Raw genomic sequence first — 13,122 nt, forward strand, 5'->3', positions numbered from 1 at the left:
TTATGCCTTTTCCGGTCAAGGGGAAAAATCCGGGTAAAAGAAAAGGTCCTTACATCTTTTACATATTGCATTTTTTACCCGGATATGACGAAATCTTCACCAGATTTTTTTTCCACAATCACATGGCGTTCCAACCAAAGGGGGCATCTTTATGAAACAGGCATGGACCATTGGCAAAAAACTCATCACCGCCTTTCTGGGTGTGGCCCTCATCACCCTCCTTGTGGGCCTTGCGGGCTTTTACGGAGCCTATGTGGGGGAAAAGGCGGTGCGGGAAATCAGTGTTGTGCGACTTCCCAGTGTGGACAGTCTGCTTCTCATGAAAAACAACGGGGAACAGATCCGGGGCAGCATACGCAGCCTGCTCACTCCAGGCCTTGCCATGGAAATACGCCAAAGGCAGTATGACAATATCAGCAATGCCCGGGTTGCCTACGGACAGGCTGTCAAAATCTATGAACCTTTGCCCCAAACACCGGAAGAAGCAAGAGTCTGGCAGCAGTTCATGCCCGCCTGGAATGCCTGGGTCCAGGAGAACAACAAAGTTCTTGAACTTTCCAGGGCCCTCGACGCCAATGGCATCGCCAATCCCATGGAATTCTCAAGACTCATTGAACAATTCACCAAAGACCATTACATGGTGGTCAATCAGATCCGCGACCTCCTTGAAAACCCAGATCTCCGTTTTGATGGAGGCGACAGCCACACAGCCTGCAATGCAGGCCGGTTTTTTGCGAGCTTTCAGACCCAGAACCAGCGCCTTCTCACAGCCATCCGGGAGTTTGACGCCCCCCACCGCAGGTTTCACGAAACCGCAGGCCGCATCAAGCAGATGGTCAGTGAAGGACGGCAGGAGACTGCGCGTCAGATTTTCCAGCATGAGATGATTCCCACCATGGAGCATGTTTTCCGCAGCTTCGCAGACATGGAAGCCCTGGCCGACGAATCCATGTCCATGCTGCGCGCCATGCGGGAGCATGCCCTGGGCATCTCCACCCAGAGACAGAGGGAGGCCATGGCCCTTCTGGATCAGGTGATCCAGATCAACCGGGATCTGGCTGCTTCAGAAAGTCAGAACGCCATGCGCCAGGCCGTATTCAGCGAGGTGTTTGTGATGGTTTCTGCCATTATCGGTGTCATCCTCGCCCTTGTCTTTGGTCTTCTCATCACACGCAGCATCAACACCAACCTCAGCCGGGTCATTGCAGGACTCAACGACGGCGCTGACCAGGTGGCTTCCGCATCGGGCCAGGTGTCTTCGGCCAGCGTCTCCCTTGCGGAAGGGGCCAGTGAGCAGGCCGCATCCATCGAAGAAACCTCCTCCTCCCTGGAAGAAATGTCCTCCATGACCAAGCAGAATGCGGACAATGCAGGGGAAGCCAATGCCCTCATGGGGCAGACCCGCCAGGTGGTGGAAACGGCCAACCAATCCATGCAGGAGCTTACCAACTCCATGTCCGAGATTTCAAAGGCCAGTGAAGAAACCTCCAAAATCATTAAAACCATTGATGAAATTGCCTTCCAGACCAATCTCCTCGCCCTCAATGCCGCTGTGGAAGCCGCACGGGCCGGTGAAGCGGGGGCAGGTTTTGCCGTGGTGGCCGATGAGGTGAGAAACCTTGCCATGCGCGCTGCGGAAGCCGCCAAAAACACCGCAGCCCTCATTGAAGGCACGGTGAAAAAAGTGCAGGAGGGCTCCGGCCTCGTCACCCGGACCAATGAGGCCTTTGGCGAAGTGGCTTCCCGCAATGTTCAGGTGGCCCAGCTGGTGGCGGAAATTGCCGCTGCGTCCAAGGAACAGGCCCAGGGCATTGAACAGATCAACAAGGCAACGGCTGAAATGGACAAGGTCATTCAGCAGAATGCCGCCAATGCCGAAGAGTCCGCTTCTGCATCGGAACAGATGAATGCCCAGGCAGAACAGATGAAAGCCATGGTTCAGGAGTTGGTGGCCATGGTGGGAGGTCGCGCCGCACGCAGCCGAAAGCAGCTCCAGCAGTCCCTTTCCTCGCGGGAATACGCCGAAATGGAGCCCCCGAGAATTCAGACCAGACCCCATACTCCCGCCCCTGGCACCAGGGGAAAGGGTCTGCAAAGACCGCCAAGGAAAAACCCTGGAAAGGAAATCAACCCCAGACAGGTCATCCCCATGGATGATGATGACTTCACAAGCTTTTAAATACACCCGCGTATCAGGCAGCCGCCGGGCCTTCAGGGCCCGGCTTTCACAACCCGGCTCCGGACCGTGAAAGGATGGATCTGCATCCTGATCCTCCTTTCCCGGAGCTTATCAACCAGGGAGCTTCTCCCATGACAGAGTCCCATGGCAGCACAAGCCTCAGCGAGCCTGAAATCCGCGCACTGCAGGACGAACTGCACCGCCTTCGGACCCTTCTTGCCCAAAAGGAGGAGAGCCTTACCCGCGTCCGCCAGGATAAGGACCATCTTCACGCCATCGTTGAACGTGCACCGGATATCATCATGCGCCTGGATGCTACGGGCCGTCACCTTTTCATCAACCGCGCCATTGAGGCCGTAGTTCCCATGGCGGCCCAGAACTTCATCGGCAAAACCCACAGAGAGCTGGGCTTTCCCGACGCCGTCTGCCGGTTCTGGAAGAAGCACATCACCGCTGTCTTTGAAACCGGAGACCCCAGGGAAGGGGAAGCGCCCTATGAGAGTATGCACGGCAAACGCGTTTTCAACTGGCGGCTCATCCCGGAATACGGCCCTGGCGGGCAGGTAGAAAGCGTTTTGTGCATGGCAAGGGACATTACGGCCCAACGCAGGGTGGAGGAAGATTATGCCAAACTTTTTGCTTCCATGCCCTATGGCTTTGCCCTGCATGAAATGGTGCTGGATGGCCATGGCAGGGCTGTGGATTACGTTTTCCTGAACGCCAACCCGGCCTTCGAGCGGCTTACGGGCCTCAAAGTCCAGCACATTCGCGGCAGACGCGTCAGAGAGGTCCTGCCCGCAACAGAGCCCGAATGGATCACGCGCTACGCCAGGGTTGCCCTCCATGGAGAACCTCTCCAGTTTGAGTCCTTCAGTCGGGCCCTCGGGAAATTCTTTGAGGTCACCGCCTATTCTCCGGCTCCGGGACAGTTTGTCACCCTTTTTCACGATGTGACCCGAAGAAAACAGGCGGAAGAAGACAGGGAAAAGCTCAAAAACATGCTCTCTCAGGCCGAAAAAATGAATGCCATCGGCCGCCTTGCTGGCGGGGTTGCCCATGATTTCAACAACAAGCTCAGCATCATTACCGGGTATGCGGATTTTGCCCTGGAAATGACAGAGCCGGACAGTGACCTGCACCAGGATCTTCTCGAAATTCTCAACGCCGCACAGAGCGCCGCAGTCCTCACCCGGCAACTGCTCACCTTTGCACGCAAGGAAAAAACCAATCCCAGCCTACTGGATATCAACGCCTCCCTTGAGGGCATGCTCAGCATGCTCAAACGGCTCATTGGTGAAAACATTGAACTTTCCTGGCGTCCCGCCTCCTCCCTCTGGCCTGTGCGCATGGATGCGGGGCAACTGGATCAGATCCTTGCCAATCTGTGCATCAACGCACGGGACGCCATTCAGAACACAGGAATCATTTCCATAGAAACCCAGAACACCTCCCTCGGCCACCTCCATTGTGCAGGAGACCCGGAACTGAAACCCGGCGATTATGTGCAGATCACCGTAAGCGACAATGGCTCCGGCATGACTCCGGACATTCTCATCCATATTTTTGAGCCTTTTTTCACCACCAAAGGGACTGAACAGGGAACAGGCCTGGGCCTTGCCACGGTTTATGGCATCGTGAAACAAAACCATGGACTCATACGGGTGTACAGTGAGCCCAACCTGGGCAGCAGTTTCAAGGTCTACCTGCCCAGGCATGAGGAAGGGTTCACCTGTCCTCCCCCTAAGGATACGGGCTGCGATCCCTGTGGTGGAAAGGAAACCCTCCTTCTGGTGGAAGATGACCCCGGCCTTCTGGCTCTGAACAAGACCATGCTGGAGCGTCTGGGATACCGGGTGTTCACCGCCGCCCTGCCCGGAGAAGCCCTGCTCATGGCGGAAAACTGCGAAGGTGCCATTGATCTTATGATCACAGATGTCATCATGCCGGAAATGAACGGCATGGAGCTGGCGGAGCTTCTCAGCAAGCGGTATCCGGCAATCCGCTGCCTTTTCATGTCGGGCTATACCCAGGCCATGATCGCCCAGCAGGGGTTTTTGGAAAAACCCGAACACTTCATCCATAAACCCTTTTCCCTGAAGGAACTGGCTCTCAAGGTCCGAGACCTTCTTGATTCGTGAAGCCCTTCGGATCCCCCTCACCAGGAAGGAAGGCATGCGCCCTGACCCAAGGTATCAAAAACAAGGCTCCTGCGTCACCGGGCATCCCGCGTGTTCAGAATCTTCCGCGTCCATGCCGGTTTTCTTCCTTTTCTTCCTGATATCCCTCTTTCTCATCCCAAAGCCCCTTCACGCCCAAACGCCTGTACCGGAAGATTCCAGATGGATCCGATCCGCCTCTGAGACCGATTATCCGCCCTACTGCATTCTCAACGAAAAAGGAGAAGCCGACGGCTTTTCCGTGGCCCTGCTCCGTGCGGCCCTCCAGTCCATGGGCTTTGAGGTTTCCTTTGAAACCGGAACATGGATCCATGTGAAACAAAGCCTCATCAACGGTCAGGTTCAGGTTCTGCCCCTGGTCGGCAGGACTCCGGAGCGGGAAGCCCTTTTTGACTTCACCTTTCCCTATCTCAGAATGCACGGAACCCTGGTAGTGCGCAAAGGGGAACAGGACATCCGGACGCTGGAGGACCTTGAGGGAAAAACCGTTTCCGTGATGCGGGGGGACAATGCCGAGGAGTTTCTCAGGAGAAGCCACCCAAAAGTGCATATCCGCGCCACAGCCACCTTTGAAGAGGCCCTGCACGAGGTGGAAGAAGGTCTCAGTGATGCGGTGGTCATCCAGAAACTACTGGCCCTTCAGCTCATGGAACAAATGGGAAGCCCCCGGCTGAAAACCACAGGCCCCCCCTTAAAAGACTTTGTCCAGTCCTTTTGTTTTGCCGTGGCCAAGGGGGATGAAAAACTGCTGGCCCTTCTCAACGAAGGACTTTCCATCGTCATGGCCGATGGCACCTTCCGCACCCTGCACGCCCGGTGGTTCGGTCCCCTGGCCGATCTGGAACGGGGCCGCAGCCACATCATTGTCGGCGGAGACAGCCATTTTCCGCCCTACGAATTTCTCGATGAAAAGGGTCAGCCCACAGGATACAATGTGGAGTTAAGCCAGGCCATTGCAAGAACCATGGGCATTCCCCTGGAAATCCGCCTCATGCCCTGGCACAAAACCCGTGAGGCCCTCCGCCTGGGTGAAATTGACGCTGTGCACAGCATGTTTTATTCCAAGGAAAGGGAAAAGGATTTTCTTTTCACCCCCGCCCATATCCGCATCAGTTATGTCCTGGTTTCAAAGGATAAAACCCTTGCCGAAACCCTTGGCAGCATGGAAGACCTGGAAGGAAAAACCCTGGTGGTGCACAAAGGCGATATCATGCACGACCTTGCCCTGGCCCAGGGGTACAAAGATCGGCTCATCCTTGCTTCTGACCAGGAAGAAGCCTTACGCCTTGTGGCGGAAGGTCCCTTTGAGCATGCCCTTGTGGCGAGAATTCCCGCCCTTTACTGGATTGCAGCCCATGGCTGGGACCATCTCCATGTGAGCCAGCAGCCCCTTCTTTCCCCGGAATACTGCTATGCGGTGAACCCTGGCAGGGAAGCCCTCTTATCCCAACTGGCAGAAGGCCTCTCCATTGTGAAAAGCTCCGGAGAATACCGCGGGATTCAGGCACGCTGGTTTGGTGTCTACGAATCCATGGACGTAAAATCCATGGCTATTTTTCGCTATCTTCTCATTTCAGCCTCGCTTATGGCGCTTCTCATTCTTGCCTTTGTCATCTCTTCTCGCATACTCCGGCAGAAAATCCGGGAAAAAACCTTCGCCCTTTCCCAGGAAATCCAGGAGCGAAGACAAGCCCAGAACAAACTCCTGGAAGCCAAGGAAGAGGCCGAAAGGCTCAACGTTTCCCTGGAAAAAAAACGCCTTGAGGCCGAAACCCTGGCCCAGGAGGCCCAGGCCCAGGCCGCACGGGCAGAGTTGGCCCGCCACGCCAAGGATGAATTCCTTGCCAACATGGGCCATGAACTCCGAACCCCCATGAACGGGCTTATGGGCATGTTCACCCTCCTTCTGGAAACGCCCCTCAATGAAACGCAACTGCGCTATGTGACCCAGGGCCTCGCCCGGAGCCAGTCCCTCCTTGGGCTTCTCAACGCCATTCTTGATTTCTCCCAGGTACAGGAAGGACGCCTGAATTTAAACCGCATGGTTTTCAGCCCCCACGAAATGCTGAAAAAACTCTGTGCAACCCTGGATCCCCTGGCCCGGAACAAAGGGCTGATCCTTAAGACCTGCATTCCTCCGGACATACCCTCCATGGTCTGTGGAGATCCCTCCCGCCTGGAGCAGATTCTCTTCATCCTGCTCGATAATGCCTTCAAGTTCACCCACAAAGGAGAAATCTGCATCCGCGTGGAAATGCTCTCCGAACCCCCCGGTCAGGTTCTGCTGCGTTTTTCCGTGAAAGACACGGGGATCGGCATCCCTTCTGAAAAAAAAGACGCACTCTTCCAGCATTTCAGTCAGGTGGACAGCTCCAGCACGCGGGCCTACGGCGGCGCAGGTCTGGGGCTTGCCCTGGCCCGTACCCTCACGGAACATATGGGAGGATCCATGGGCTTTGAAAGCAGGGAAAATACAGGCTCCGAATTCTGGTTCACAGCATCTTTCCAAAGGCAGGCAGACATGACGGTTCTTGACAAAAAAGCCATGATGACCCGTTTCATGGACGATGAAGCCCTGGCATCCCAGGTGGTGCAGGTCTTTCTCAGTGACATCCCCACACAGATAGCGCTTTTACGCACCTACCTCGATCAGGGAAACACCGACCTGGCCCGTCGCCAGGCCCACACCATCAAAGGCGCTTCTGCCAATGTGGGAGGCGTCGCCCTCGCCAGCCTGGCTGCGGTCATGGAAAAAGAAGGAGATCAGAATAATCTCCCTGGCATGCAAATCCGCATGAAGGAGATGGAGGCCGCCTTTGAAATCCTTCAGAACACACTGAAAACCGCATTCAACATAAAGGATCTTCCATGAATACCCCCCCCCGGCGCATCCTCATCGCCGAAGATGACGCCACCTCCTGCACCCTCCTTGACCTGACCTTGAAAAAATGGGGGTATATCACCCACTGTCAGGCCAACGGAGAGGCAGCATGGGAATTTCTTCAGAAACCCGACCCACCCCAGCTCATGATTCTCGACTGGATGATGCCAAAGCTAAGCGGCATTGAACTTCTCCGCCGTATTCGAAGCATGGAAAATGCGCCACCCTTTTATGTCCTCATGCTTACCACAAGGGACAGCAAGGCAGACATCATTTTAGGTCTCAACACCGGGGCGGACGATTATCTCACCAAACCCTTTGATCCGGGCGAACTCCAGGCGCGGGTGCGGGTAGGTTTCCGGGTTCTGGATCTCCAGGAAAAACTCGCCAGCCAGATCCGTGAGCTGAAAAAAGCTTCCGAACACATCCGCACCCTCCAGGGTATTCTGCCCATCTGCTCTTTCTGCAAGAAAATCCGGGACGACAGAGGGTACTGGGATCAGGTGGAAGCCTATATTTCCCGTCACTCCCAAGCCCAGTTCAGCCATGGCATCTGTCCGGACTGCCTGCAACGCCATTACCCCGATTTCTCCGATACAGAGGAATCCTGAACCCTGCTTCCACCCCATGCGGTAATCCGGTGGCAAAGGAGGAAAAATGAAAAGCCTCTGCATACTTGAAATTGACCTCAGCTCCGGATGTATGGAAACCACAAGTCCTGATCTGACTGAGGATCTCGCCCAGCTCGGCGGCCTGGCCCTTAACGCCCGCATCCTCAGCGAGCGTATCCCCAGAGGAGTCGACCCCCTGGGCCCGGACAATGTGCTCATCTTTTCCCCGGGTCTCCTTGCGGGTTCCGGATTTCCCACGGCCTCCCGTACGGAAGCTTCCGCCCTTTCTCCTCTTACCGGAGGCTTTGGTACGTCCAACTCCGGGCTTTTTTTCGGGGGCGACCTGAAACGTTCAGGCTATGACGCCCTTGTTTTCCGGGGACAAGCCAAAAACCCCGTTTTCCTTGCCATTGAAGGAAAAATGCCAAGGCTTCTGGATGCTTTTCCACTCTGGGGCAGGGACGCCTGGGAAGCCATCGAAGATCTTGAAGGCCTTTACCCCAAGGCTTCCATGGCCCTCATCGGAACGGCCGGAGAAAATCTCGTCCGTTTTGCTTCCATCCAGAATCGACGCCACGACGCCTGGGGACGGACGGGCCTTGGGGCTGTGATGGGTTCCAAAAAACTCAAAGCCATTGTCATTGCCCCCGAAGGAAAGGTGAAGGCCTTTCATGCGGAAAACTTCCGCAGCATCCGCCAACAGGCCACCCAAGCCATACGGGCCTCCCGCTATTACGAACCCTTCAAGGCCACGGGCACCATGGGCGCCATGCCGGTCTATGGAAAGTTTTCCGCCCTGCCCACCAGAAATTTTTCCGGGGAACCCATACCCGAGTGGTCCAGAAACTTCGGCCGTTCCCTGGAAGAACGCTACATCCGGGGCCGCATGGCCTGTGAAAGCTGCTGGATCGCCTGCGGTCACCTGGTATCCATTGAAAAGGGGCCTTACAGGGGAGAAGATCTCAAGGCCTTAGAAATCACCCCCACCATCACCTTCTGCGCTCAGGCGGGGCTTTCCGTGGAAGACAGCTTCAAGGCCACGGAACTCTGCCAACGCCTGGGCATGGATATGGTCAGTGCGGGCAGCACCGCAGCCATGGCTTTTGAGCTCTGGGAAAAAGGGAAAATCCCCTCCCCGCACACAACCTATCCCCTTTGCTGGGGGGACGGCGAGGCCTTCTGCCGCCTGCTCGGGGATATGGCGCACAGGCAGGGAATGGGAAATATTCTCGCCGAAGGCGCTGCCAGGGCTGCGAAAAAACTGGGAGAAGCAGAGGCCGCCATGCACATCCGAGGACTTGAAATTCCCATGATTGACCCCAGGGGACGCTGGTCCAGCTTCACCTTCGGCATGCTCACCAACATCCGGGGAGGTGATCATCTCAGATGCCGCAATCCCTTTGAAAACCTCAAGGAAAATCTCCAGGATGAAGACCTTATCTGGGAAGCTTTCCGTCTGCCGGAAGCAGAATACCAGAAAGCCGACATTGTGCCCGCATCCCTGAAAAAAAAGATCCTGGATTCAGAAAGAAGCCAGGTGCATCTGCCCCTGATGGCCCGATGGTCAGAAGATCTCATCACCCTTTTCAACACCTTTGGCATCTGCATCCGCCCGCCCCTTCTCAATGCCATCGGCCCCACCCTTCTTTCTGAAACCTGCCGGGCCTTCACAGGCAGGGATATTTCGCCGGAAACCCTGATGCAGCAGGCAGCCGGAACATGGGACACCATCCGCCGCTTCAACCTCAACCAAGGGGAAGGGCCGGAAGCCGCTTCTTTTCCCAGAAAATTCTTTCTTCCCGCCCATAGCCTCAAAGGACTTTGTCCCGAAAAACTCACCCTGGTTCTTAAAAGCTATTACAGGGCCAGGGGATGGGATGACCAGGGCCATCCCCCCAAGCGTACACCGGATACCAGGATGGTCTGACCATGCCCCTCCTCTCTTCTCCAGAACCCCACATCCCGAATCCTCCTTTCTTTTCAAGGCTGTGGCTTTTTTTCATCGTCCTGCTGGCCACGGTTCTTCTCATCTTTTTTCACGCAGAACTTACGGAAAAAAAAACCTCCCAGGCCTTTATGGAAGAAGCCCTTCTTCTGGCCGAAGCCCTGAATATCCATCGCATCCAGGCCCTGGAGGGCTCAAGCGAAGACCTTGAAAACCCGGCATGGCTTCGTCTCAGAAACCAGCTGCAAAATCTTATTCCCCTGTATGCCCAGCCCACCTTTCCCTACCTGATCGGCCGCAGACCGGATGGGGAATTTTTCTTTTTTCTGGACTTAAGACCCGAACCTGCAATCCGGCCCCTCTCCCCTGAAACCTTCGCCAAGGTCATGAATGACGGGAAAAACCTCCTCCTCCACAACTCCAAAACCCAGAGTCTCTGCGCTCTGATTCCCATTCGCTCGGAAAGGGAAGGGCCACCCCTTGCTCTCCTTGGCGTTGAAAGGCGACTTAAACAAAACCCTTTTTACGGACTGAAAAGTCTCTCCATCTTTGGCTTTACCTTAAGCCTCCTTCTCTTTGCAGCCGTTTTCCTCCTTCTGCGGAACCAGCGCCTTCCCTTCTATGGGTTCACGGACCGCCATGGCCCCACCTTTCTTGCGGCAGGCGCAGGCATCCTCCTCACCCTTGTGGCCGCCTGGTGGAATCATAACAATGAAGGCCTGCGTCATCACGAGAGTTTCAAACAGATGGCCGATATCCAGGCCCGCAACATCGCAGAGGATTTCTACGTTCTGCGGGATGTGGCCCTGGAAGGCATGGGCCGGTTCTTTGAAGCCTCCGATGAGGTGGATGGGCAGGAATTCTTCCACTACGCAAGTCCCCTTCTGGACATTCCCATGGCCCGATCCTGGGCCTTTGTTCCTGGGGTCCGCGCCAAAGAAAGGGCGCATTTTGAAGAAACCCTGAGCCAGGAGACCCAAAGCCCTTTCCAGATCTGGGAAAAAAACAGCTTGGATGAAAAAATCCCCGCTCCGCCCAGGGATATGCATTACCCTGTCCGGTACGCAGTCTGCCGCTCGGATCAGCCCCATACCATGCTGGGCTTTGACATGGCTTCAGAAGCCAGGGCAAGGCAAGCCATGGAAGAATCCCTTTCCCATCGCATGAGCACAGCCACCCCCCCCCTTTTCATAGGCTCCTGCCCTGAAGAAAAAAGGGCCCTTCTCATCTTCCGCCCCACCTTTTTCAAAGAAAACCTTGAGACCTCACAGGGTTTTGTTCTCAGCATCCTCGGCCTTGAAAACATCCTCCTGGAAGAGGAAAGGCGATATACCTCGGAAACCTCCCTTGCCGTGATCAGCGGGCTTTTCCATCTTGAGGCTGAAAATCCTCCCCTTTTTCTCACCTCCACCCTGGCCGGGCACGAACACGCCAGCCAGAACCGCTGCCTGGACAAAAAGGTTTACGCCCATCAGCATATCCGCCCCATTCTTGTTCTGGGCCAGAGTTTTGCCATTATCAGCCATGAAGGACCGGCCTTTAAAAAGCTTCACCCCCGCAAAGCCGCACAACAGACCCTGGGCTTAGGCATTCTGACCACCTTTTTCTTCACCCTCTGGGTGGCCTTCACCACCCGACGCAAGGAAATTCTGGAGCGAATCGTACACAAACGCACCGCAGACCTTGCGGAAAGTGAAAAACGCTTCCGCACCCTTTTCATGGAATCCCCCATATCCATGCTCATCCATGACAAAGACAGTGGCCGCATCCTGGACGCCAATCCCGCAGGCTACGGCGCCTATGGTTTTTCCAGTCTTGGGGAACTTCAGAATGGGGATTTCTGGCTGGACCCTCCCTATGCCTTTGAAGACGCCCTCGCCCGCATCCGAAAGGCCGCCCTGGAGAAGGTGCCTCCCTTTGAATGGGTCTGCCGCAAGGTGGATGGGACCCTCCTCTGGGCCACGGTTTCCCTCACGCCCATTCATCTTCAGGGTGTCCAGCGCATTCTTGTGACCTGGATTGATATCACAGAACAAAAAGAGGCCCAGAAAAAGCTTTACAATGCCAACGCCCTTCTGGAAAAGGCCATCGCCCAGTCCAGAAAGATGGCGGCCAGGGCCCAGGCCGCCAATATCGCCAAAAGCGAGTTTCTTGCCAACATGAGCCACGAGCTGCGAACCCCCATGAATGCCATTCTGGGAATGACGGATCTTCTCCTCTTCACCTCCCTTGATGAAGAACAGCACGCCTATGCGGGCATCATCCGGGAAAGCGGCGCAGCCCTGCTCCATATCATCAGCGATATCCTGGACTTTGCCAAACTGGAGGCCGGAAGACTGGAGCTTTCCCAAAAGCCCTTCTACCCCAAAGATCTCATTGCCGATCTCATGGACGTTTTTTCCCTGGATGCGCAGAAAAAGAACATCCGCCTCAGTGCTGAGATGGAAGCCCATGTGCCCGAAATACTCATGGGCGACAGGGACAGGCTCCGTCAGATTCTCAGCAATCTCCTTTCCAATGCCATCAAATTCACGGAAAAAGGAAAAACAGGCCTCACGGTCTCCTGCATCCAGGACGGAGAGGAGGAGGTCAGGCTCCGCTTCTGTGTCCTGGACACAGGCATAGGCATCCCTGCGGAAAAACAATCCCTGCTTTTTAAAAAATTCAGCCAGACCGATGCCTCCATTACCCGTCGCTACGGAGGCACGGGCCTGGGCCTTGCCATATGCAAAGAGCTTGTGCGCCTCATGGGCGGAGAAATCGGTATGGAAAGCCAGGAGGGCCAGGGCACTTCCTTCTGGTTCATCCTCCCCTTCCGCAAAGTGCCCCCCGAAACCGCTCTTATGGATACAAAAAAGGGAGAAAGCCCGGAAAAAAAGCCGCCCACCCCTCTCCCCCTTCTCCATGAGCAGGCCACTTTCCCCCAGAAGGCAAGAATCCTCCTGGCAGAGGATAATCTCACCAACCAGGTCGTCACCCTGGGGCTTCTCGGTAAACTCGGCTTTGCCGCAGATGTGGCGGAAAACGGAAGAATTGTGCTGAAAAAGCTCCATGAAACCGCCTATGACCTCATTCTCATGGATGTGCAGATGCCGGACATGGACGGTCTGGAAGCCACCCGCTGCATTCGCCGGGGTGACGCGCCGGATCCCGCCATTCCCATCATCGCCATGACCGCCCATGCCCTGGAAGGCGACAGGAACGCCTGCCTTGAGGCTGGCATGAATGATTACCTGGCCAAACCCGTATCCGCAGATGTCCTTCTGGTCATGCTCAACCGATGGTTGCCGACAAATGATTCTGCGTCCCTTTCTTAAAGGAAAGTATTC

The 13,122-nt window shown here is 55.6% G+C and carries 6 protein-coding genes; all 6 read left to right on the forward strand.

Annotated elements, in window-relative coordinates:
* Positions 1 to 151 precede the first annotated feature (151 nt).
* The 6 genes from RBR60_RS11925 (at position 152) to RBR60_RS11950 (ending at position 13,110) form a co-directional block, all read left to right on the forward strand.
* The gene (locus tag RBR60_RS11925; protein WP_320357044.1) at positions 152 to 2,179 is read left to right on the forward strand and encodes a methyl-accepting chemotaxis protein; all 2,028 of its coding nucleotides are present in this window, start codon (positions 152 to 154) and stop codon (positions 2,177 to 2,179) included.
* A 131-nt stretch (positions 2,180 to 2,310) separates the two neighbouring features.
* Entirely contained in the window at positions 2,311 to 4,317 is a 2,007-nt protein-coding gene (locus RBR60_RS11930) for a PAS domain-containing sensor histidine kinase (protein ID WP_320357046.1), read from the forward strand.
* Positions 4,318 to 4,429: 112 nt separating this feature from the next.
* Positions 4,430 to 7,228 (forward strand): transporter substrate-binding domain-containing protein, encoded by a 2,799-nt coding sequence (locus RBR60_RS11935; protein WP_320357048.1) that lies wholly within the window; start codon positions 4,430 to 4,432, stop codon positions 7,226 to 7,228.
* Complete coding sequence (locus RBR60_RS11940) at positions 7,225 to 7,848, forward strand: response regulator transcription factor (protein ID WP_320357050.1); 624 nt, start codon at positions 7,225 to 7,227, stop codon at positions 7,846 to 7,848. The genes RBR60_RS11935 and RBR60_RS11940 overlap by 4 nt, the downstream gene beginning before the upstream one ends.
* 46 nt (positions 7,849 to 7,894) lie before the next feature.
* Positions 7,895 to 9,775: an aldehyde ferredoxin oxidoreductase family protein gene (locus RBR60_RS11945; RefSeq protein WP_320357052.1), complete on the forward strand. Its 1,881-nt coding sequence runs from the start codon at positions 7,895 to 7,897 to the stop codon at positions 9,773 to 9,775.
* Between the two features lie 2 nt (positions 9,776 to 9,777).
* A complete protein-coding gene (locus RBR60_RS11950; RefSeq protein WP_320357054.1) occupies positions 9,778 to 13,110 on the forward strand; it encodes an ATP-binding protein in 3,333 nt (1,110 codons plus the stop codon).
* Positions 13,111 to 13,122: the final 12 nt, after the last annotated feature.

Origin of the sequence: Desulfobotulus sp. (genome assembly GCF_034006065.1) — a bacterium.
Classification (GTDB): domain Bacteria; phylum Desulfobacterota; class Desulfobacteria; order Desulfobacterales; family ASO4-4; genus Desulfobotulus.